Below are 22,478 nucleotides of genomic sequence, written 5' to 3'. Positions count from 1 at the left end.
TGTGCCCGCGAGTTCAGCGCCCCAGCCCGATCCGGCATCCTGGCCGCTGTGAGCCCGTGAGCCCGCGCCCTTTTCAGCGCATGGTCGAGCTGGGCGTTGTGAACACCAGCGGCCCGGCGTGCGAGAGCCACCCCGGCCGGTCGGTCCTTCCTCGCCGAGGCGAAGCGAACCCTGCGCCTCCTCGACGAGCGGGCGAGCCAGTCGCCTGGGGCTGGGTGTCAGTCGATGGCCTGGTAGAGGGTGGTCCAGAAGTCGTTGATGAGGAGTGCTGAGTCGGGTGTGGACATTCAGGTCTGGGTGAGCATGATGCCGAGGCCTTGAGCACAACGCACCCCAGCCGAAGACGGGACTTGACCTTGCCCCTGGGGCAGGGTTCGACGATGGTCCACATGACAAACAGCGCACTGCACACCGTCGAAGCCCACCTCCGCGAGCAGGCCTCCGCCTACTGCGAGTCCAACCACGTTCCCGGCTTCGCCGCCGGTGTCTACCACGCCGGCGAGCAGGTCGTCGTCGCCCACGGCGTCGCTAACGTCGCCACCGGCGCGCCGATGCGCGAGGACACCGGATTCCTGTTCGGCTCGGTCACCAAGGTCATGACCACCACCCTCGTCCTGCAGCAGGTCGACCGGGGCGTGCTGGACCTCGACGCGCCGGTCGTGCGCTACCTGCCCGAGTTCGCCCTGTCCGTGCCGGGCGCGGCCGGGAAGATCCTGGTCCGGCACCTGATCGCGCACACCAACGGCATCGACGCCGACCTGTACTTCCCCGACGCGGCCGGCCGCGAGGCCCTCAAGACCTACGTCGACGGCCTGCCGAGCGGCTGCGGCACCTTGTTCGAACCCGGCGAGCAGCTCAGCTACTCCAACGGCGGCATGATCATCGCCGGCCGGCTGCTGGAAGTGGTGACCGGCCTGCCGTTCGGCGACCTGCTAGCCCGCGACATCTACGCGCCCGTCGGCATGACCGACTCCAGTACCTCAGCCGAGCAGGCCATCCTGCGCAGCACCGCGATCGGCCACTTCCCCGACCCGGAGACCATGGCGGCCACCCCCACCGGCATGTTCACCCTGCCCGACACCTGGGGGCCGGCCGGCGGCACACCGATCGGTACCATCGGCGATCTGCTCGCCTTCGGACGCACCCACCTCACCGGCGGCGTCTCCCCGGCCGGAACCCGCGTCCTGTCCGCGGCGTCGACCGCCCTGATGCAGCAGGTCTCCTTCGACATGCACAGCCCCAACGTCCCGCCGATCGGCCTGGGCTGGGTGCTCTATCCGTTCGGCGACACCACCGTCCTGGCCATGTCGGGCGCCTCACCGGGCGGCGTTTCCCTGCTGTGCGTCGTACCCGAACACGACTTGGTCTTCACCGCCTTCGGCAACAGCCCCGGCGCGATCCTCCTCCAGGACCAGCTACTGCAGTGGCTCCTGAGCGAGCACCTCGGCGTCCAGATCCCCACCCTCGTCACCGAACTCGAGCAGGACGTCGACCTCACCCCCTACGTGGGCGTCTACCGCTCCAACCAGCTGCGCGTCGACGTCACCATCGTCGACGGCCAGCTCGAGGAGCGCGTCACCTACGAGCCCGCCGACGACACCCAGGAGCAGATCTTCACCGCGTTCTGCGGCGGCACGACCTCCGGCCCGCCGCAGCGCCTCGTGCCGATCCGACCCGGCCTGTTCGCACCCGCCGGCTACCCCCTGGAAGCTTTCGACGGGTACCTGCGGCTGCTGCTCGTCTCCTACCACGACGTCCGCGACGGGCAGGCGCGGTTCCGCAACGGCGGCGGCCGGCTCACCCGACGCGCCTGACTGGCCCGACCAGGTGGAAGGATGGCCGGCATGATCACCATTGGCAAGCTCGCGGACTACGCCGGGGTGACCATCAAGGCCGTCCGCCACTACCACGAGCGCGGCCTGCTCACCGAGCCCGACCGCGACTCCTCCGGCTACCGGCGCTACACCGCCCGACACGCCATCGACCTCGTCAAGATCCGCACCCTGGCCGACGCGGGCGTGCCCCTCGCCCGGGTCAGGGAACTCCTCGACGCCGACCCCGACACGCTCACTGCGGCCATCGCCGACATCGACCACGACCTCAAGGACCGCATCGCGCGGCTGCGGCGAACCCGCCTACAGCTCGCCCAGCTGCGCGGCGGCGACCAACTGTTCGTCTCCCCGGACGTCGCCACCTACCTCGACGCCCTGCGCGACCTCGGCGTCAGCGAACGCCAGATCCGCCTCGAACGCGACGGCTGGATCCTCATGCAGACCGCCTCACCCGCCGACGCCGCGGTATGGATCGCCGAGAAACGCGAACTCATCACCGACCCCGCCTTCCGCGCCCTCTACCTCGAACACGACGCCGCCTACGACTGGCCGCCCGACGACGCCCGCCTCCCCGCCCTGGCGAAACGGACCCGCGACTGGTTCACCAGCCACCACAGCCACACCGAGACCCGCCCCGTCCACAACCCGACCATCGCCCAGCTGGCCGCACAATCCCAACCCGAAGCCACCTCCCCGGCCTGGGACCGCCTCGCCCAACTCATGCGGGACTAGCCGTCAGAGGACCGTGTCAGGACGCTAGCAGGGCGGTGACAGGTCAGCTGCTGATAGTGGATGCAACAGCGAACAACGCGTCCTCATCGACTGAAGGAGCAACAATGTCCGTCACCCTTTCCGACCAGGACAAGGCCACCCTGCGGACGTGGCCGACATCGCCGACACCGTGCTGCCGAACCTGACCGCGGCCATGAGCCTGCTCAACGAGCGGGCCCCGGACGAGGCCACCAACTTCCTCGGCACGGTGCTCACCGCGATCGAAGCCACCACCCACCTAGATTCCAATCAATGGAATCTAGGTCCTGACCTGCACTTACTTCAGTAGCGGGGACAGGATTTGAACCTGTGCCCTCTGGGTTATGAGCCCAGTACCTGGTTTTATCGCTAAAAGCCCTGCCTCTAGCGGCTAACGCCTTCGATCTGGCGACTCGTGACTTCACCCAAGCTACGGGGCAGGAGAGCCCAACAAGTTTCCTAACAGGTGCTAGACCAACCGTGCCATCGAGGACCCACCCGCGATCCAGCACGCGCAAACCATCACGCCGGGCCACGAACCCCGCCAGCATCACAGGCCACGACCGCCAGGTGACGCATCCCGGCCCCAACGCCAGCCGGGATACAACCCGCAGCGGCTTCGGAAAGTCCAGCCAGCCCTCCCGCATTCCGAGCCAGCCGCCGCACATACGCCCCAGAAACGTGGACCAACCAGCCGCCAGCAGCACCATGCTCAGCCCCACCGGACTAACAGCTGCACAACGGAGGAGCACCCTAGGAGCACCACGGCCCGCAAAACGGGCACGCTCCCGCAGGGAGAAACCGTGTTTACGCAGGTCAACGTGGTAGAGGCTGCGAGACCGGCACCTGTCCACCGGGCGGAGCGTCCAGGACGCGGACGCGAAGATCACGAGGACGGATCTGCCGAACGCGATGATTATCGAGACCACGCGGCGGAATGCTGACCTTGTACTGGGGCCGGTCGAATACTAGGCGGCATACTTTTCGCGCCCCGCCACCATCCATGACCGGGTGCCGAACGATTCGCACGATGACGCCGCCACGATCGAAGCAGCTTCCAAGGCTCGCGGAAAGGGATACCCGGCGGCGAAGTAGTAGCTGAACGCGCCGTGGAAGATGTCCCCAGCCCCGAGAGTGTCAGCAGCCCGGATGACAGGCGGCTTGATCACGCCGGTGTCTCCGGAGGCCGAGGACCAGCGGATCGGTGCTTCACCGCTGGTGATCGCCACATGCTGCACTCCGAGGTCGTGCAGGTAGGCGTGCACGTCACCGCCAGCGTCCGGCGGATCGAACCGGTTCGAGCAGATCGCCACGCTCACGTGACCCAGCAGGTCTTTGTGGCTGGCACGCCACCGTCCTCCGTCGAACACGACCGGTACCCCGGCCGCGCGGGCAGTCTCGGCGAGGGCGGCACAGGGCTCGGTCAGGTGACCGTCGACCAGAACGATCCTGGCACCGCCGAGCAATGCTCGCGGGTCTGCCGGGGCGGGTGCGTGGGTCCGGGTGGCGTCCAGCGACACGATGGTCCGGCTCGCGGTTGCCTCCGCCACGATGATCGACGACGCCGGCGGGGCACCCTCAGTGTCTGGCGTCAGGTCCGTGACCGCCACACCGTGCTGCTCCAGATCCTCGCGCACCACCCGGGTCAGCCAATGCCGCCCCATCGACGTCGCCAGGCACGCCTGGCCACCGAGGAACCCGAACGTCACCGCCGCGTTGGTCGCCGGCCCGCCCGCCGCCGTGAACTGGTCCAGAGCGGTAGCCTTCGTGTCCTCGATCGGATATCCGGCCACCAGGTAGCCCAGATCCACGGTAGCCAGCCCGACGAAAGCCCCTGCGTCACGATGCTCTCCTTGGTCGTCCAGCAACGTAAAGATGCTGGAGCTGAGCGCTCTTCTCCGAGTACCGCCGTACCTTGACCACAGCTGCGAAATCAGCAGCCCCTGCCCGCCGGTGCAGCTCACACCAGTTCATAGCCAGATACCACGCCGCACCCGGCGTACCGAGCGGGCCGAGACCAGAGACCAGGAACCACACCCGGTCCGGCATATCCGGGAACGGCCGGGCCCGCACCACGATCCCAAACTGCTCACCCGCGGTCGAGCGATACTCCGAACCATCGGCGAGCCTCAGGAACTCGCTGCCCAGCCCGTCAGGAACGATGGCAAACAGCGGGGAGTCGGCAGTCTCCAGGTACATGTGAGTGCAATCGTTACTGCTCAAGCCGAACGAGATGATGCTCCGCGCCGGATCGCGCACCGCATCCGTGTCCGTCTGCAACGTCCAGGAAACCCGCAGGTGTACCTGGAAAAGATCCACCGCGTAGACCAGCGCCCTCATGTCGTTGACCGCCGCAGCCACCGGCACATCAATCCGGTGCATCCTGGTGAAAGGCGACTGCTCCTTCTCGTACAGCAGCTGCTCGTTCAGGCCCGCGACAGCTGTGCGCACCTCGTCGGTAAGCCGGAACGTCGGGTACACCAAAGCCGCACCGTACCTTGCGATCTCCGGCCCCACGAACTCCTCAAACTCACCCGGATCAGCGCGGACCCCGGGAAGCGCGGCAACGCCGGAGGACGCTCCTAGCTCGACCATCTCCAGCATCTGCCGGTCATCACAGGCCGCCAGATCCGCGGAGTCGATCAGGCGGTCGACCCCGATCCCACATATCCGCGACAGCATCCGCAACGCATGGGCAGTCGGGCGCCGACCGCCCTCCGGCCAGCGTTCATAGTCGCTAACCCGCTGCGGCGTCATCGGAGCACGGCCCGTTGCCTCCAAACGGTTCCACGCGTCGGCGACCTCCTGCAGAGTCATCCCTGTCGCCCACCGCGCCGCCAACCGGCAGCGAACCCTGCCCCGGGCCTCAAACACCCGCGCGATCTCAGCAACAGTATGCCCACCGGCCACCAGGTCACGGCGGAGCGCTTGCCGCTCAGCCTTCGTCCGCATCGGACGATCGTACGGCTTGCAACCTGAATGCACGCAAGTCCGTTCGGCACAGATGCGCTCGAAGAAGCGATTCCGCAAGGACCCAGCATCCGGAGCCAGGGAGGTTTGATGAAGTAAGAGACCCAGATGCCGTGCCGTTGAGGTGCCCCGGCCGCCGGAGGATTCCTTCCCTCGACATGGGAAGCCCGCTACCAGCTCTATACCAATCCCACGATGGCACCGTCATGAGCCGCGCACCGTGGACATGCCCAGACAGTTGACCCTGGGCACTCAAGGCATGCTCTCAGATCGGCCCAAGCATCCGCCGAAGGGCTGAGTTGCACCTCGGCGTGTCCCGCGAGCGAGCACTGCCTGTCACCCTGGCCACAGGCGTGCGAACCTGGAACGGCGGCTGCACTGCTACGCGCCGAGGACTCTGTGGAAGATGCGGATGTGGCTAGCCCGGAGATATTACTGCCCATCTTTACCCGCATTTATGCTAGAAGTGCGACCTGGCCGCGCCTCCCATATTGCGGGAGGCGCGGCCAGTTTCTCGGCTCTAGCGCCCGATTTCGGTTTGGCTATCGCTGGTACCAGTCTGGCGCCTCGGCCGCGAAGTAGCGTGACAGGAAATCCCGCATCCCGCTGGCGATCCACCAGCGGCCATCCGTTTCATGATCCCAGACAAATACATCGGGCCGGACGGGCTGCCGGACGTATGCGAACCGGCTTCCATCCCCGGCTTCACCGAAGAACATCAGCGAGTCAAATGGCATGTAGAGCTCGCCATAGCTGACATCGGACCGAAATTCGCTGTTTTCTTCCGCAATTCTGTCTGCGGGCCACACGATGTCAGTGCCGTACGCGTCCTGGACCGTCCCTACCTCCCCCAGAAGGGCCGAAAGCTCCTCGGGAACCTGCTGACCGAGCCGGTCCGCAATAGCAGCCAACTCAGCTTCGGTGGCCGGCTCACCGAACGACGCGTCCGAGCTCAGGCTCTCCACTAGTTCTCGCCACATAGCTATCGCCTCCTCGGCTTGAAGAAGTTTCCAAGTGAATCATCCACGTGAGTGGCGAAGTCGAGGACTTCCTTGCGTGACGGATTCGGATGTGAGTCATAGAATCCGTTCCACAATTTCCTGATCTCGCTTAGGTGTGCTCGATTGTTGACAGTACCCTTGGGGATGCCGCGCAGATTCTGTAGTGAATGAATCTCGGCTGGGGAGAATAGCCCTGGGTACCTCCTGAGCACTTGCTGCTCGATCGCGTGGTGGACCACTACATTACCGCGAAGGCCGGGATTCGCCTTGAAGAACGTCTCCTTGTAGTTGTGACTCGCGGCTGATCCGACCGTAGCTGGCTCCCGGGTCGGGATTCCTTTACCCATCGTGGGGACATCCTTGCAGGGGATCCCGTTGACATTGTGCACGAGAACCGGCGTCGCGCCAGCGATCACGTAGTAGGTATGGATCACGGCAACGGTCAGGTCGCGCATCTGCTTGCTGCCGATGTAGCTGCGGACATCTCTGACCGCAACGGTTTCTCCGGCCGGGGTTCGCAGCTGCTCGCCTGGAAGGAGAGTAGCTGCGTGTGCCCATTGGCCGGTGGTGGCGTTCCAGAAGGGATGGTTCTGGGTGGTGTAGAGGGTAGCGGTCGTACCGGCTGGAGTGGCGACGGTGAGGTCGGTGAGTTCCTCGTCTTGATTGATATGAAGTTGCGTTACAGGCTGGCTGGTGGTGTCACCAGTCGCTGGGTCAGTAGCGGTGACCTGGTCACCTTCTCTGATGTCCGCGATCGGCTTTGCCGTACCGTCCGCCATAAGAACCGGGGTAGCCGGGTCAAAGCTGTGGCAGCCGCCCCCGTCGTCCGCAACGTCATCGGCTTTGTCTACGCCGTCCTTCTCGAGCTTCTTGACAGTCTTGGTGATTTTGGGGTCGGTGCGAGGTGTTCTGGTCGTAGTTGTCGTAGTAGTTGAGGTCTTGGGGTCGTTGTTGCCGGTACGGCGGGCGGCTTCGCTGTCGAAGCGCTTCTGCTGGGCACGGGACTGGGTGCCTGCCGTCTCAACCTCCGTCGGGGTCCGTGGGCGGATGGTGGGCGGGTTCGGCTTGGGTTTGGCTGACTTGCTGCCCTTGATCGCCCGCCATTGGCGGCTGATGAAGCCCAGAGCGCCGCCTCCACCCCCACCTCCGCCGCCGCCGACAACGCCGGGTTCGCCTCCAGGCTGGCGGAGCAGCTTCAAGCCGGTGGGGTCGGAGCTGGTGACGGGTGCGTTGTTGGCGTAGGCGTAGCCGTGCCAGGACTGGGGGTCGGTGTCGTCGAAGATGGGGTCGGCGGACAGGAATCGGCCTGTTGCGGGGTCGTACTGGCGTGCTCCGATGTGGATGTAGCCGGTGCCGGGGTCGTTGATGCCTCCGACGAATCCGCGCTGGCTGGGCCAGGCTGGGATCGTCCCGCGTACGTTGCCGTAGGGGTCGGTTCGCTTGCGGGTGACGGCGAGGGTGGTGGCGTTGATGGTGGCCTGGCCGGTGCCGTGGTGGTCTTCGGCCATCCAGGTGAGCCCGCCGGTGGTGGTGCGCACGGCGATGGTTACGCCGGAGCTGTAGGTGCGGGTGGCGGTGGGTGTGGCGTCTAGTGCGGTGGCGTGCAGCTCGGTTGCGCCCAGGTACAGGGTGCGGCCTGTCGCGTCGGTGCGCAGGACGCGGGTTCCGTCGGCGTCGTACACGAAGCCCGAGGTTGCCGCCGGGGACGTGATGGATGCGACGTTGCCGAAGTCGTTCCAGGTGAACGTCTTGTCGTTGTGGGTTTTGGTGTTGCCTGCGGCGTCGTAGGTGAACTGGTCGGTCGTGGAGGACGCGCCTGCCCCGATCTTTGTGTCGATCTTCGTCAGTGAATGCGGTTTCGCCGACAGTGCCGCTGGGGTGGTGTAGGTGCGGACGGTGTCGCCGCTGGCATTGTGCCGCGTCTCTGCCTTGCGGCTGCCGGCTTTGTCGAACGTGTAGGACGTCCAGTACGGCTCGGCTCCGCCGATGATGCCCTGGGAAGGCGTGGCCTGGCAGGAGGCTGAGCTTGTGGACCACGCTTCGGTCATCCGCTGGAGGCCGTCGTATTGGAAGCACTGTGTTCCCGTGACCGACGCGTTTTTCGTTTCGGCAATGCCTGTGACGTTGCCTGCGAGATCGTAGGAGTACTTCTCCTTGTACTCCTCCGCAAAGGAACCCGGCACCTGCTCAATAGACAGGATCGTCCTGTCGAGCCGGAGCGTCGCGTCATCCCGCTCAGCGGTGATTTTGACGCGTTTCGTTCCAGCGCCCAGAGTCCGCTGGTACACGCCGCCATCGTGGTGGTACCAGGTATCCGACACGTAGGTGTCCAGGCCGGTCATCGTGAGCGGGTGCCCGGTGTCGGCGTACGTGTGGGTCAGGGTTTCTGCGGGAAGGCCACCGGCGGCGGGCATGGTCTGCGTGGCAAGAGAACCGTCTGTCTTGTAGGTGGCGCTGACGGTGTAGGTGCCGGCGAGCGTTCCCTGGGAGGCCGGGACGGTGATAGATGAGCCGAGTGGCTGGTAGTCGTCGTTGTAGCCCGTGACCGCGGTGGTCCACGTGTCGGCGCCCTCGTAGCGGGAGGACGAGACGGGCATGCCCTTACCGAGGGTGTCGTACGTCCAGGACGCCAGAAGCTTGACGGTCCCGGAAACGTCCTTCTGGACGCCAGTCTTGCGGCCGAGGTTGTCGTAGTTGTAGCCGAGTTTCACACCGCGCGCGTCGGTCGCCGTGGTGAGCTGCCCGGCCGCGTCGTAGGTCATCGACGTGCTGCCGGTGTCCGGGTCGTTCTTCGCGGTGATCCGCCCGAGCATGTCGTACGTGCTAGTCCAGGTGTTGCCGTCTACGTCCTTGATCGTGGTCCGCTGCCCGAGCCGGTCGTAGCCGAACGTGGAGTCCTGGTAAGTGCCGGTCGGCTGGGAACCGAGGTACTCGCGCAGTGTGGTGGTCCGGCCGCGGGCGTCGCTGATCGCCGTGTTCGCGGTGCCGCCGGCTGGCGGGGTGATGGTGATGCGGTCGCCGCCGTAGGTGGTCTGGGTCTGGGAGATCTGGGTGCCCTTGCTGCGCAGCGTGTCGGTGACTGGGCGGCCGAGGGTGTCGTAGGTGATGAGGTGCTGGACGGGGACTTCGGCGTCGGCGGCGTAGTACAGGGTTCCGGACGGGACCCGATCGGCTTTGTAGGCGTTGGTGAGCCATACCCGGCCGGCGTTGTCGTAGTGCTGGTCAGTCAGGGACGTTTTGCCGTCCTGGGTGATGGCCTGGGTCTGGCGGGGCCGCAGCCGCCCGTCGAAGATCTCGTAGGAGTCGATGATGTTGCCGTTCGGGCCCAGCGCGGACGTCTTCACGTGGGGTGTGTTGCTGCATGTGTAGACGTTGTTGCTGAACGAGCACGACGGCAGGTGGTAGGTGTAGGCGACATCGGGTTTCGCGGGGTCTGACCTGTTGGCGCGCCAGGCTTTGGTGAGCCGGCCGAGCGGGTCGTACTGGGTGGTGGTGACTTTGCCGTTGGGGTCGGTGACCGTCAGCGGCATCCCGTGGGCGGGGTCGATGGTGGTGACGGTGCGGTGCCCGGCGGCGTTATCGACGGTGACTGTTGTGGTCGGGTGGCCGTTCTGCGGGCCGTATGCGGTGGTGGTGGTCCGCCCGATCGGGTCGGTGGCTGTCAGTACGCGGCCGTAGTCGTCGAAGGTGGCGGTGTCCATCTGCCACCACTCGATCGTGCCCGCGGGCCGGTGGAGCAGGTTGGTCTGCGTGGCATTGCCCTTCACGGGTGCCGCGCCGACGAAGTTACTGCCGTCGTACTTCCATTGACTGCCACCGAGATAGTCCGCGTCGGCCGGGCTGGCCGCGCAGTTGGTGGTGAGGGTCTGCGACACGTAATCGATCAGGTGCCGGGCGGTGTCGCGGGCGTAGCTGGTGCTGGTGCAGACGTCATCAGCACTGGTGGTCTCATCGCCCAGGTCTTCGGCCTTGGTGATGAGGTTGTAGGAGTCGTAGGTGTTGCGGGTGATCGTCTTGCGCCACCCGCCCGTGGCGGCGATGTAAGTGTCGGTGTAGGTGGCGTTCGTGCGGATCTGGTAGCCGGAGTGCCCGCCCCAGAACGGCTGCCACGACGTGTTCACACCGACCGTGTCGTACACGGCGTGCGTGCGTGCCTGCGGGGTCGCACCGGAGTTGTCGTAGGCGTATTCCTCACGCACGGTGCCCGCGAGGTACTCGTGATCGGTCCACGTGTAGCCCCAGGAGTCTTTCAGGGTGACGCTGCGTGCGCCGTCGGTGGTGCCGACGCGGTCGCCGTTCATGCCCCGGTAGTAGGTCTTCGTGGAGTACTCCACCGCGCCGCCCTGGCCGTGCCAGGTGAGGACGTTGGTGTAGCCCTGCCACCTGTTCCAGGACCGCTTGTTGTAGTCGAGCTGGGTGTGGTTCTCGTCGTGCCGCCACAACGCGGTACTGGACGAGCCAGTGTTGGTGTAGTTGTAGGTCCACCACTCGTCCGGGCTGCCGCCCGTGACGTCAACCTCCTTCACGGAGGCGACAACATACTTGTGGAACCAGCCCCACCCGGTGCCATTGGGGATGTTCTTCGGGTCGAGCGTGTAGTACTGCGGGAAACACCTGCGATCGTTCTGATCCGCTGATGCGGGTTGTACTGTCACGGAGCAGCCGGCACCAGATGCGGCGTTGGGGTCGAACGTGACAACGGTCTGCGAGCCGGTGGACGGGGTGATACGCCACATCCGGTACTTGTTCATCGTCGGCGCGGCCGCGGCGGTGTTGTAGTCCACCCGGTTGGGCAGGACCTGCCCGTCGAAGTAGATGACAGGCGAGTCGAGGCTGTTACTGGTGTAGCCGCCGGTGTGCTCGATCGACCCCAGCCACAACGACGGCGCGGTCAGGTCACCCGGATCCGGGAACCAGTGCTTCAGACGCCACTGATCGGCCTGCCGGTAGGCCCCCGATTCCGGGTGCCAGTACTGGGTCGTCACCGAGGCGAGGCGCACTGAGGTCCAGAACGTCGGCGACTGGTTGTTCGGGCACGCGGTGCCGGACTGGCACCACAGATCCCACGGCGTATCCGGCCAGCCAGCGCTATTCCCGATGCACACCGCGGCGAAACAACGCTCGGCCGGGGCGAACAGCACCCGGTACGGCGCACCACCACCCTCAGAACCCTGCCGGGTGCCGTACTCGATCCGCGACAGGTACCCGCCGCGATCAACCTGGTAGGAGATGGTGTTGTTGTACGCGCCGTACCAGTTGGACTCCCGCTCATAGAACAACGTCATCGAGTTACCGCGCGCATCGACGACGTAGTCCAGGTTCCACCGCCACGCACGCCGGCAATGCGACGCACTGTAGGTGGCGTTGTAGCAGCGGTGCGACGGATCCGTCGCCCACACCGGCGTCATCCACGCGGACTTGGTGACATCTCCGTTGTCGACACCCCACCGGCCACCCAGCCCGAACCAGTACTGCGTCCCGTCGACCGTGGTGATCTTCCAATGCTCACCGTTGCCGCCCTCACCGTTGGCGGCACCGTTGAGGCGCTCGACTTTCGACCCGTCGTCATTGACCGGCTTGAACTGGCCGGTGCCCTGATCGATGATCAGCTGGGTGGACTTCCCGCCCAGGTTCATCGTGACGTGGTCGGAGGCGTAACACAGATCGCCCGGGTTCGGCTTCCCCGTGCACGAGGTGAACTGCCGTTCGATGAACCCCATCGTCAGGTCCCAGCCTTCGCCGGCCCAGCTGGCCTGGCCCTGGGTGGACAGGGTCCGTGAGTCGGTGGACTGCGAGGAGTACGACAAGGCGACCTTCGGATCCAGGCCACCCGCTGATTCCGGTACGCCCATCGGCACCGAATAATTGAAGTCCCCGGACTGGCTGCCCGCCGCCCACTCCCCCGCCATCGACAGCGGCGTGGACGTGAACGACCCCGGCCCCGTCGTCGCCGCATACGCACCCGAAGGTGCGTCCGCGAACGACGAGAACCCCTGGTCCGCGTAGGCGGTCACCGTGCCCGAGACCCGCTTGTCACCCCACGCGTTCGCCGAATCCGGCAGCGGAGTCTGCGTCTGGCACTGCGCAAGCTCCGGGGTGGTCAGCGCACACCCGGGAAGAGCAACCAGCCGCAGCCGCGACGCGTAGTCCGAACCGAGAGCCTGCGCGAAACCCGCGTAGTCCAGGCCAAGACCGACAGAACCCGGCTTCGCCACACCATCGGAACGCTTCACCGTGAACAGCACACCGGGAACACCGGCCTTCTTCGCCACCGCACGGTCAGCGACGATCACCTTCACACTCGACGGCGGCCCCGCAGCCGCCTCCTTCGCCGTACGCGGCTCAGCCGCAGCAAGCGACGATGTGGACTTGCGGGCCCGGACGGAGAACGCAGAGGATCCGGCCTTCGACCACGAGCCAGCCTCCGAACCCTTGGCCTCCGCGGACGGAGCGGCCAGCTGCCCCGCCTGCAGTTCCGGCGAAGACTGCGGGACAACAGCCTCATACGCACCCGGAATCGGCCAGGACTCCGCCGGAGCCTGCCACGCCGGCATCGGCGGGGCCGGCAGCGTCTTCGGGACGACCGGCTGCACCGGTACAGACTTCTCGTTCAGTGACGGCGCACCAGCCCCTGGCTCAGCCAGAGCAGGAACACCCGGTAACAGCGAAAAGGCAACCGCAGCCACGAAAATGGGCACGGCAAAGCCACGGCGTGCAAGCACGCAGACCCTCCCCGGTCTCGACAGCAACAAGCAGGCGATGACCATACGGAGACCCAGCCACTCCCCGCAATCAATACTTTCCGTCACCAAGCAGCCCGCACTCAAGCCGCAGACAGATCACACTCCGCAGTGTCCATAACAGACCAATAGCATTGGAATGCCCTGGATGGCACCGACATGCTCCAGGCTCGCTCGCGAGCAGGCTGGCGGCAGCCGGCCGATTCGCCACGCCGCCACATCCACGCCATGAGCCCAGATGGCAACACGGCTGGCTCGTGCCCTCCCAGGCACCTTGCTTCCACCAGCCAGGCACGAGTGCCACCCTCTGGCCTAGGCAAGACCCGCCGCCATGATGACGCGCGCTGTGCCCTATCCGGGGTCTGGGTTTGTCATTCTCGGGTCACGGCGGATGCGGTTGGCGGTCTGCACAGACACTCCGAGCAGCTGGGCGATCTCGCGATCGGGCCGTCCTGTATGGAATTGGAGCAGTTCGGTGATACCCGTGAAGCCGGCCCGGGCGGCGCGCTCGTCGTAGGTGCGGCGGGTGGACCTGCGGGTCTGCTGTGCCCTGCGAGCTGCTCCCGTCACCTCCCGGTCCCCGGCGTGCCGGGACCTGAGCGTGCCCGCTGTCGACTCCGACACCTCCAGCAGGCCCGCGATATAGCGGTCCGGGTAGGAGTCGTGCGCCGCGAAGAACGCGGCCAGGCCCGTGTAGCCGAGCGCACGCACCTGGGCTTCGTGGCGTGCGGCCGCTTCCTGTGATTGGCGCAAGGCTCGCCCAGCGGCCTGTTCGCGCAGGAGCCTGCGGGTCCCGGCCCTGGCCGCGCTGTCCCGCATGGCCTGGCGCGCTTTCCGCAGTGACCGTGCGCGGGTCGCCTCATCAGGGCGCAGGACCTCGCGCCGTTCCGGGTAATGCTTGCGGCCATGGGCGGCGAAGGTTTCCCGCAGATCCGCTGATACCAGGGCCATGGTCGCCGGCAGCTCATGACGGTAGCGGTACTCCGCCGCCGTCATCTCGTGCACGCGCAGATGCGCGCCCAGTGCCCGCAGCCATCGCTCGCACTCCAGGCACATCAGCTGCCCATCCGCCTCTGGCTGCACACCCAGCACCACAACACCCCCAGCCATCCCGTTGCCGATCCTGCCCCATCCGCGCAAACCCGCCCCCGCAGCGCCGTCAAGGCCGTGGACTGGGCCGTGGGGGGGTGTGTTCCCGGGGATCTGTACCCTTCCCGGTGCCTGCTCCTGAACAAACCCCGCCCCAGTACTCCGCAGCCAACGCGAAAGCTCTCAGCCTCACCTCCGGAGCCGGGCTCTACCTCGTGATCACCCGGCCGGTTCTTCTCCCGGAACCGCCGGACTGGGCTGAAGCAGGCCGGGTAGCTCTCCTGGCAGCAGCAGCGCACACCGTGTTCCTGATCGCTCAGCTCACGGGTGTCCTCACAGCCAGGCTGCGGCTCGCCAGCATCCACATCGGGGCCGGGCGGTTCGCCAGGACCTGGTTCACAGGCGATGCGGCGATCTGCCTTCACCGGTGGCCGGTGAAGGTGACGCTGGACTGGTGGCTTCCGCTGGACGGCCGCCGCCGTCTCCGCAACAAGCTGCCGGCCGCGTTCCCCGCCGCGGTGTTCGCCACGGCCGCAGCCACCCTGGCCGTTGTTCTTGTCACCGGCCCGGAACCAGACACGGCAGCATGGCTGGCACCAGCGTTCGCCATCGCCGTCCTCACCCTGACCGAGCTCCGCACCCGCCAGGACTTCGCCGGCCTGGCCACCTGCGCGGCGAAACTCGCGGCCGACTACCCCGGCCTCACCTCAGAGCTGGATCTTGATTACGACCGCTGCTACGGCACAGCCGCAGCACTGCTCTGCGGAGACGAGCTCCCGCCCGGCCTCGCAGACAAGGCATCGAACGACTACGCCGAGGTCGCTCCCTGGTACTCCAAAGCCCCAGCCTCCGCCCTCTACGCCCTCTCGCACCTGCCACGCTCACCGCCCAGACTCGCCCAAGCTACGGCGCAGGAGAATCCAGCAGGTTTCCTAGCGAGGGTTAGGCTGACCGTGTCATCGAGGGCCCACTCAGCCGGCAGGAGCGACGACCGCCAGCTGACGCATCCCGGCCTCCGGCGCCAGCCGGGAAAGAACCCGTAGCGGCTTCGGAAAGCCCAGCCAGTTCCCCTGCATTCGAGCCAGCCGCCGCATGTGCTCCCCCAGGAACCGCGGACCAACCAGCCGCCAGCAGCACCATGCTCAGCCCACCGGACTAACAGCTACACAACGGAGGAGCACCCTAGGAGCACCACGGCCCGCAAAACGGGCACGCTCCCGCAGGCAGAAACCGTGTTTACGCAGGTCAACGTGGTAGGGCGGGTGGGGCTCGAACCCACGACCCAAGGATTATGAGTCCTCTGCTCTGACCGGCTGAGCTACCGCCCCCAACCTGGCACAGCCTACCGGGCTTGGCCGGCCCGCCGCCGCCCCAGTCCCCGGATGGCGGCTGGGCGGCCGGTTCCGATGTGGAGTGCTGGTCAGGGGCGGGTGGCCAGGGTGAGGGGGCGGGCCTGGCGGGGTGCGAGGGGGCTGTGCTCCGCCGGGTACACCTTGGGGGTGATGGGTGTGCAGATCATCGGTGCGGGAGTCGCGCTGTGGCCGTGAGCGAGGGCCTGCGTCAGCTGCTCGCCGAACCAGGCTGGCCAGCTCGTGTGGCCGGCGGCCACTTCCATGCCGTGACCGCCGGTGATGAGCCGGACGGCGATCGGGATCCGGCCGGAGGGGTCGGCGGGTGGCAGGGCGAAGGATCGGCCTGCGGCCCATTCCTGCCTGCTCAGCGGCAGGTCGCCGATGCCGGTCATCAGGACGAGCCGTCCGGGCTCCGTCACGAAGCCGGTCGACATCGGCCCGCCGCAGCCGCTCACGGCCTCGATCTCTTCCCAGGTGGGGGCCTCACTGACCAGGACGAACTCCAGCTCGTCCAGCCTCGCCCGCCAGGTGCCCGTCAGCAGAGTATCAAACACCTGTTCGACTCTAGGCTACGCCGGCCCCGGATCTTGCTGGCACGGATGCCATGAGCGAAAGGTCGTTTAAGCCCGCTTTCGGGCCTGGTCGAGGAGGTCGAGGATGGCCAAGCTGCGGGTGAGCCCGAGGGTGTACCCGGCAGGCTGGTGAATCTCCGCCGCCGCCCGCGCCGCGCTCTCCGCCTCCGCGAGCCGCCCGGCCGCCAGTTCGGCGCTGGCGAGGGCGGTGAGCCCGATGCCTTCCCTGAGCCGGTAGCCGCGCTGGCGGGCGAGGCAGACCGCGTCGGCGGCCAGCTCGGCGCCGCGTTCGGGGCTGTTCGCCGACTGTGCGGCCGACAGGCCGACCAGTGCGGAGATCTCGGCGTGGGGCAGGCCGGCTTCCCTGGCCAGTTCGAGTGCTTCGGTGTGGAGGGTGATGGCCGCGCCGACGTGTCCCGTCAGGTACTGGGCGCTGGCCTGGTTGTTGAGCGCGTCGGCCTCGTCGTAGCTGCGCTTGGCCGGCCGGGCCGCCGCGAGGGCCTGCCGGGCGTGGTCGAGGGCCGCCGCGAGGTCGCCCGTGTCGCGGTACAGCTCGGACAGCGCGTTGAGCGGGCCGGCGCGCATCGCCTCGCCCAGCGTCCCGTAGCAGGCCAGCCCGTCGGTGAGGTGCCCGAGCGCCTCGGGGTACCTGCCGAGGAACATCGACACGATGCCCAGGTTGGACACGACCGGAGCGCGGCCGGCGTGCGTACCGCCACGGATCTCCAGGGCGCGGAGCAGGTAGCCGCGGGCCTCGGCCAGGTCACCGAGCTCGAAGTGGACGCCGGCCAGGTTGCCCAGGCTCGCGCCGATCCCTGGCGCGTTGCCGAGTTCCTCGTTGAGGGCGAGCGCGCGGCGCTGACAGGCCGCGGCCCGGCGCAGGTCACCGGACTCCATGAGGGCCAGGCCGAGCAGCATCTCGTCGAGGGCTTCGGCATTGGTCCAGCCGTGCTCCCCGCTCAGGGCCGCCGCCCGCTCGAAGTGCCCGATCGCTTCCGCGTACCGGCTGGCCCGGATGCACGCCAGCCCCAGCGAGGACTCCGCCGTCATCACGCCCATCAGGTCACCGGCGGCCGAGGCCGCACCGAGCGCCGCCCGCCCGACCGTGAACCATTCGCCGAGGTGCGGCCACTGGCCGAAGTAACGGCGCATCACGTGCGCGAGCCGCCACACGAAGCCGGCCTGCCCGGGGCCGGCGGCCGCGCAGATGGCCGCCGTGAGATTGGAGCGTTCCGCGTCGAGCCAGGCCTGTGCCTCCGGCTTGCCGGCGAACAGGGCCTCCGGCTCCGTGGCGAAGACGGTCACGCCCGGCGCCACGAAGCTCTCGCTGGAGAAGAGCTGCATGCCCGCCCGGGCGTAACGCACGTAGTGGCTCTGGAGGCGGCCCACAGCGGCCGCACGCTCCACAGTGGAGTCCTCCGCCGAGCAGATCTCTTTCGCGTACTCGCGCAGCAGGTCATGCATGCCGAACCGCCCCGGCCCCGTCATCTCGACCAGGTGCGCCTCCGCCAGGCCGGCCAGCAGCCTGCCGGCCCCGGCCACCCCGAGGTCACCGAGCGCCGCGGCGCCCTCCGGAGTGAAGTCCGAGCCGGGTACCAGGCCCAGGCGCCGGAACAGCCGCCGCTCGCCCTCCGGCAGCCGGGCGTAGGACTGGCCGAACACGGCCCGCACGGCGGTACCCGGATCACCCGGCACCGCCAGCGCGTCCAGTGCCCCGCCCGCGGCCAGCTCCGCCAGGTGCTCGGCGACCGTCCGGTACGCCAGTGCGGCGAGCTGGGCCGCAGCGATCCGCAGCGCCAGTGGCAGCCGGTCACACGCCTCAGCGAGCGCCCCCACCGCTTCCGGCTCCGCCGTGGCCCTCGCGGATCCGATCATGCCGCTGATCAGGGAGACGGCCTCGGCCGGGCTGAGCGGGCCGAGCGGCAGCCCCCGGGCGCCGTCCCTGGCGACCAGGCCGGTCAGCCGGTCCCGGCTGGTCACCACGACCTGGCAGCCGGGCTCGCCGGGCAGCAGCGGCCTGACCTGCTCTGCCGTGCTCGCGTTGTCGAGCAGGATGAGCATCCGGCGGCCGGCGAGCGCCGAACGGTACCGCTCAGCCGCCTCGTCCTCGTCCAGCGGGATCCGGTTGGGCGGCGTGCCGAGCGCGCGCAGGAACCGGCCCAGTGCCTCTGCCGCCGCCACCGGGCGGGCCTCGTCGTAGCCGCGCAGGTTGACGTAGAGCTGGCCGTCCGGGTACCGCCCGGCGTTCGAGTGTCCCCAGTGGACGGCCAGTGCCGTCTTCCCGACCCCGCCCGGGCCGGACAGGACGACCGGGCCGCTCGCCGGGGCCGTGGTCAGCTCGGTCAGCCCGTCCAGTTCGGCGGCGCGGCCGGTGAACGCCGGTACCGTGGCCGGCAGGCCCTGCACGGCCGCCTGGCGGGGTGGGGCGGCCGGCTTGAGCAGGCTCGCGTCGCGGTTGAGGACGGCGAGGTGCAGGCGGGTGAGTTCGGGGCCCGGTTCGAGGCCGAGCTGGCCGCCGAGTTCCTCCCGGGCCGTGCGGTAGGCGGCGAGTGCCTCCGCCGGGCGGCCCGACCGGTAGCAGGCCAGCATGAGCAGGGCGCAGATGTCCTCGTGGAAGGGGTACTCGCGGGCCAGCTCCGCCAGTTCCACCGCGGCCTCGGTGTGCCTGCCCAGCTCGACCTGCGCCTCCAGCCGCTTGTGCCGGGCGGCGAGCCGGAGCTGTTCGAGCCGTTCGGCGTGCTCGGCGATCTGGCCGCACGCCACGAACTCCTCGAAGGCCTGCCCCCGCCACAGGTCCAGCGCCGCGGTCAGCAGATGGTGGGCCTGGCAGGCGTCCCCGGCGGCCAGCGTGGCCATGCCCTGGTCGGCCAGCGTGCTGAACCGGGCGGCGTCCAGGCGGCCACCTGCCGCCAGCGTGTACCCGGACGGGGTGCTGACCAGATACTCCGGCCCGAGCGCCAGCCGGAGCTGGTGCACGTACTGCTGGAGGTTCCGCCGGGCCGACGACGGGGCGGCACCGTCCCAGACGATCTCGATCAGCCGCTCGGCCGACAGTGGCTGATCAGCCGCTGCGAGCAGCGCGGCCAGCAGCAGGCGCGGTTTGCGGGCCGAGCTGAGGTACACCTCCTCGGTGCCGCGCACGACCCGCAACGGCCCCAACACCTGGAACTCCACCGCCACCGACCCCCCGGACGCATCCCCTCGGGCACCCGGCGGTACGAGTCCGGGGCCCTGAGCTGGCACAGTATGCCTGCCACACCCCGGGGGTCCCGCTGTCGTCACCAAGCCTTAAGCGTGCTGTGACCAGCCAGCGCGCGGGCCGTTACCTGATCTTCCCGGCAGCCGGCCGCCGCTCGCCGCCCCGGCCCGCCCTGGTGACAGCAGAGCGGGGATCCCATAGATGACCATGCCCCGTGGGTGCGACCTCAGCGCCGATTATGGCCCGGGAACCCCGCGGCTGTCAGACCCGGCGGTCAGTCGTGCCCGAGCGTCTCCCTGGCCGCGTCCAGCACCACCGGATCCGCGCAGCCCCGGGCGTAGCCCTGGATCCGGCGGCGGATGTCCCGGCCGAGCAGCCACACCCCGATCCGCTCCGCGACCGGCCGGAGCCAGGCCGGGCGGCACCGGAAGCTGTACCGCCAGACGGCTGTCGCGTGCCCCGGCTCGGCGGCCGGCCCGAACCGCCAGCCGCCGGCGAACACCTCGAAGAACCACGGCCCGCGCACCATCTTCATGCCGACGTTGCTGGGCGGGTTGTACGACACGTACTCGCTGACCATCACGATCCCGTGCCGCGACCGGGTGAACGTGCGCACGCCCTTGCCCGGCCGGGTCGCACCGTCTGCGAAGTGCTGCTCGCGGATGAACGGATCCCAGCGGTACCGGACGGGCGCGGTCGTCTGCGACACGGCGAACGCGAGGGCCGGGGGCACCGGCACGACGACGGAGGCTTCCACAACTGGCACGGGACCATTGTGCTGCCCCGGCGGCGGCCGGTGCCTGAGGTCAGAGCTCAGCAGGTACGAGTACTCGTTCCCACCGGCCCCTGGCCCGTTTGCGGATCTGGGCGGCGAGGGCCAGGGCGTTGGCCTCGGTCAGCAGTTCCTGGAGACGGGAGCCCTCCACGGTCCGGACTTCCACCTCGCAGAGCCCCGCCGGATTACGCCGGACGAAGACAATCATCTGGTCGATACCGGTCAGGCCGTTGTGCCATGCAGCGATTTCCTCCACCCACGGAGTCTCGAACACACGCGCGAATTCCGGCAAGCCACCACGCCGGCCGGAAACATCTCCGCGACCCGCTGACCTGCTCCTGCCGATAATTCCCCCTCAGCGGCGCCGTGAGCCGGATACCGTGCGCGATCATGCACAAGAAGATCCTGCTGTTCGTCTACGACAGCTTCGCCGAGTTCGAGATCGCCGTGCTCGTCACCGCGCTCCAGGGCACCGGGCACACGCTGACCACGGTCGGCCCCACCACCCAGCCGGTGGTCTCCACCGGCCGGCTGACCATCCAGCCGGACCAGGCCGTCGCCGCCATCGACCCGGACGCCTACGACGCGCTGATCATCCCCGGCGGGTTCCCCGCCAGCCTGTTCCAGCACCCCGGCCTCACGAACCTCATCCAGGCCATGCACGCCCGGGGCAAGCTGCTGGCCGCCATCTGCGCCGGGCCGGCCCTGCTCGCCGACAGCGGCGTCCTGGACAACGCCAGCTACACCGCTTCGCTGACCCCGGACGAGGCCGCGTACGCCGCTGTCGACGGCCGGGGCACGATGCTCGCCGAAACCCTGGTCACCGATGCCAACATCGTCACCGCCACCGGGTCGAACTACCTCGCGTTCGCCGAGGAGATCCTGCGCCACCTCGACGGGGAACCTGAGGCCACCCCGCTGACCTACTTCCGCGAGCCGTCACTGCACTGACCAGCCCCCTCACGTGTGAGCTACGTGAGCAGCAGTTCCTCGACCAGGTCGCGGGGCAGGCCGTGGGTGTCGCGGAGGTACTCGAAGTCGCCGCCGGTCAGCTCGCCCCGGCGCCGGAGCCTGGACACGACCGGCCGCCCCCGGTCGAGCAGGCTGCGGAAGCGGCGTTCCTCCCCGACGAGTACTTCACGGATCGGGTACCACTCACGCGGCTGCCCGAAGTGCCCCAGGGTCTCCAGGCCCGGCTCGTCCGGCAGGTCGCCGAGCGTGAGGCCGGGGTCGTGCCGCCACAGCACGGTCAGCAGACGGCGGACCAGCCGCCGGAGGACGTACCCGCGCCCGGTGTTCGACGGCGTGATCCCGTCCCCGCACACGACCACCGAGGAACGCAGGTGGTCGCAGACGACCCGGAAGTCCTCGATCCCGAGCCCCGGCCAGAGCTGGGACACGGTCCGGGTCCACGGTTCGAACACGTCGCACTCGTAGACCGAGGACTTGCCGCCGAGCACCATCATCAGGCGTTCGAGTCCCATGCCGGTGTCCACGTTGGACTGACGGAGCGGGTGCAGGGTGTGGTCCCGCCGGCGTTCGTAGCGCATGGAGACGTGGTTCCACACCTCCACCCACCTGCTGTCGGTGCCAGGTGTGCCGACCGGTGTGCCCTCGCCCGTCCAGACGAAGATCTCGGAGTCGGGGCCGCACGGGCCGGTCGGGCCGTTGGACCACCAGTTGTCCTCACCGGTCAGCTCGACCGGCACGCCCAGCTCCCGCCAGGTGCCGAGTGACCGCGAGTCGGGTTCGAGGAGCCCGAGGCGTTCCTCGCCGCCGAACACGGTCACGTGCAGCCGGCTCTCCGGGATGCCGAAGCCGTCACGGAGCAGCTCGTAACCCCACCGGAGGCTCTGGGGCCCGTCGTAGTCCCCCAGCGACCAGGAGCCGAGCATCTCGAACACCGTCAGGTGGGTGCGGTCACCGACCTCGTCGAGATCGGTCGTGCGCAGGCAGCGCTGGACGTTGACCAGGCGGCGGCCGAGCGGGTGCCGCTGGCCCTCCAGGTACGGGGTCAGCGGGTGCATGCCAGAGGTCGTGAACAGCACCGGGTCGCCCGGCGGCGGGATGAGGGTGCTCCCGGTGATCGGCTGGTGGCCGCGCTCCCGGAAGTACTGGAGGAAAGTGTCGCGGATCTCGGAGGTACGCATGGATCTGTCCTTTTCTGTAAAGACGGAGACCAGCGCACCGGGGCATGC

At 68.1% G+C, this 22,478-nt stretch carries 15 protein-coding genes and 2 tRNA genes; 5 read left to right on the top strand and 12 right to left on the bottom strand.

Going from position 1 to position 22,478, the window contains the following annotated elements:
• Window positions 1–389: 389 nt before the first annotated feature.
• The 3 genes from A3G1_RS0110280 to A3G1_RS0110270 all read left to right on the top strand — a co-directional run bounded on the left by A3G1_RS0110280 (window position 390) and on the right by A3G1_RS0110270 (window position 2,892).
• Window positions 390–1,814, top strand: a complete 1,425-nt coding sequence (locus tag A3G1_RS0110280; protein ID WP_157641040.1) for a serine hydrolase domain-containing protein — start codon at window positions 390–392, stop codon at window positions 1,812–1,814.
• 30 nt (window positions 1,815–1,844) lie between these two features.
• On the top strand, window positions 1,845–2,564 hold the full coding sequence (locus tag A3G1_RS34150) for a MerR family transcriptional regulator (RefSeq protein ID WP_040478063.1): 720 nt from the start codon (window positions 1,845–1,847) through the stop codon (window positions 2,562–2,564).
• A 148-nt stretch (window positions 2,565–2,712) separates the two neighbouring features.
• Complete coding sequence (locus A3G1_RS0110270) at window positions 2,713–2,892, top strand: hypothetical protein (RefSeq protein ID WP_018349389.1); 180 nt, start codon at window positions 2,713–2,715, stop codon at window positions 2,890–2,892.
• Here A3G1_RS0110270 and A3G1_RS40460 read toward each other — a convergent pair.
• The 6 genes from A3G1_RS40460 to A3G1_RS0110245 all read right to left on the bottom strand — a co-directional run bounded on the left by A3G1_RS40460 (window position 2,890) and on the right by A3G1_RS0110245 (window position 14,385).
• Window positions 2,890–2,981 (bottom strand) — tRNA-Met (locus A3G1_RS40460). The two genes, A3G1_RS0110270 and A3G1_RS40460, sit on opposite strands and share 3 nt — an antisense overlap.
• A 569-nt stretch (window positions 2,982–3,550) precedes the next feature.
• Window positions 3,551–4,450 (bottom strand): PfkB family carbohydrate kinase, encoded by a 900-nt coding sequence (locus tag A3G1_RS0110265; protein ID WP_026211997.1) that lies wholly within the window; start codon window positions 4,448–4,450, stop codon window positions 3,551–3,553.
• On the bottom strand, window positions 4,422–5,534 hold the full coding sequence (locus A3G1_RS38375) for a helix-turn-helix domain-containing protein (protein ID WP_018349387.1): 1,113 nt from the start codon (window positions 5,532–5,534) through the stop codon (window positions 4,422–4,424). The genes A3G1_RS0110265 and A3G1_RS38375 overlap by 29 nt, the downstream gene beginning before the upstream one ends.
• Before the next feature lie 560 nt (window positions 5,535–6,094).
• Window positions 6,095–6,517, bottom strand: coding sequence for an SMI1/KNR4 family protein (locus A3G1_RS0110255; RefSeq protein WP_018349386.1), 423 nt, complete (start codon window positions 6,515–6,517; stop codon window positions 6,095–6,097).
• Window positions 6,518–6,534: 17 nt separating this feature from the next.
• Window positions 6,535–13,146, bottom strand: coding sequence for a polymorphic toxin-type HINT domain-containing protein (locus tag A3G1_RS34140; protein WP_018349385.1), 6,612 nt, complete (start codon window positions 13,144–13,146; stop codon window positions 6,535–6,537).
• 498 nt (window positions 13,147–13,644) lie between these two features.
• Window positions 13,645–14,385, bottom strand: coding sequence for a MucR family transcriptional regulator (locus A3G1_RS0110245; protein ID WP_245563472.1), 741 nt, complete (start codon window positions 14,383–14,385; stop codon window positions 13,645–13,647).
• Between the two features lie 125 nt (window positions 14,386–14,510).
• Between A3G1_RS0110245 and A3G1_RS0110240 the strand changes: the two genes are divergently transcribed.
• The gene (locus A3G1_RS0110240; RefSeq protein WP_157641039.1) at window positions 14,511–15,425 is read left to right on the top strand and encodes a hypothetical protein; all 915 of its coding nucleotides are present in this window, start codon (window positions 14,511–14,513) and stop codon (window positions 15,423–15,425) included.
• A 208-nt stretch (window positions 15,426–15,633) separates the two neighbouring features.
• Here A3G1_RS0110240 and A3G1_RS0110235 read toward each other — a convergent pair.
• From A3G1_RS0110235 to A3G1_RS0110215, 5 genes are all read right to left on the bottom strand, one after another.
• Window positions 15,634–15,710: transfer RNA gene (locus A3G1_RS0110235), tRNA-Ile, on the bottom strand.
• A gap of 92 nt (window positions 15,711–15,802) precedes the next feature.
• Window positions 15,803–16,288, bottom strand: a complete 486-nt coding sequence (locus A3G1_RS38370; RefSeq protein ID WP_018349382.1) for a hypothetical protein — start codon at window positions 16,286–16,288, stop codon at window positions 15,803–15,805.
• 66 nt (window positions 16,289–16,354) lie between these two features.
• The gene (locus tag A3G1_RS34135; protein ID WP_018349381.1) at window positions 16,355–19,480 is read right to left on the bottom strand and encodes an AfsR/SARP family transcriptional regulator; all 3,126 of its coding nucleotides are present in this window, start codon (window positions 19,478–19,480) and stop codon (window positions 16,355–16,357) included.
• A 299-nt stretch (window positions 19,481–19,779) separates the two neighbouring features.
• Window positions 19,780–20,271, bottom strand: a complete 492-nt coding sequence (locus tag A3G1_RS0110220; protein WP_026211995.1) for an SRPBCC family protein — start codon at window positions 20,269–20,271, stop codon at window positions 19,780–19,782.
• A 40-nt stretch (window positions 20,272–20,311) separates the two neighbouring features.
• Window positions 20,312–20,536 carry a hypothetical protein gene (locus A3G1_RS0110215; RefSeq protein WP_245563471.1) on the bottom strand — a complete coding sequence of 75 codons (225 nt, stop codon included), beginning with the start codon at window positions 20,534–20,536 and terminating at the stop codon, window positions 20,312–20,314.
• A 134-nt stretch (window positions 20,537–20,670) separates the two neighbouring features.
• Between A3G1_RS0110215 and A3G1_RS34130 the strand changes: the two genes are divergently transcribed.
• Complete coding sequence (locus A3G1_RS34130; protein ID WP_018349378.1) at window positions 20,671–21,231, top strand: DJ-1/PfpI family protein; 561 nt, start codon at window positions 20,671–20,673, stop codon at window positions 21,229–21,231.
• 20 nt (window positions 21,232–21,251) lie between these two features.
• Here A3G1_RS34130 and A3G1_RS0110205 read toward each other — a convergent pair whose 3' ends face one another.
• Window positions 21,252–22,430, bottom strand: a complete 1,179-nt coding sequence (locus A3G1_RS0110205) for an alanine--tRNA ligase-related protein (RefSeq protein ID WP_018349377.1) — start codon at window positions 22,428–22,430, stop codon at window positions 21,252–21,254.
• Window positions 22,431–22,478: the final 48 nt, after the last annotated feature.

The sequence above is a fragment of the Longispora albida DSM 44784 genome (assembly GCF_000379825.1).
Taxonomy (GTDB): Bacteria; Actinomycetota; Actinomycetes; order Mycobacteriales; family Micromonosporaceae; genus Longispora; species Longispora albida.
Note: the sequence above shows the minus strand (reverse complement) of the source record. Positions and strands in the feature narration are given on the sequence as shown.

Coding starts and splice junctions, on each gene's coding strand:
- A3G1_RS34130 (WP_018349378.1), top strand. CDS start 20,671: ATGCACAAGAAGATCCTGCTGTTCGTCTACGACAGCTTCGCCGAGTTC.
- A3G1_RS0110280 (WP_157641040.1), top strand. CDS start 390: ATGACAAACAGCGCACTGCACACCGTCGAAGCCCACCTCCGCGAGCAG.
- A3G1_RS38375 (WP_018349387.1), bottom strand. CDS start 5,534: ATGCGGACGAAGGCTGAGCGGCAAGCGCTCCGCCGTGACCTGGTGGCC.
- A3G1_RS0110205 (WP_018349377.1), bottom strand. CDS start 22,430: ATGCGTACCTCCGAGATCCGCGACACTTTCCTCCAGTACTTCCGGGAG.
- A3G1_RS34150 (WP_040478063.1), top strand. CDS start 1,845: ATGATCACCATTGGCAAGCTCGCGGACTACGCCGGGGTGACCATCAAG.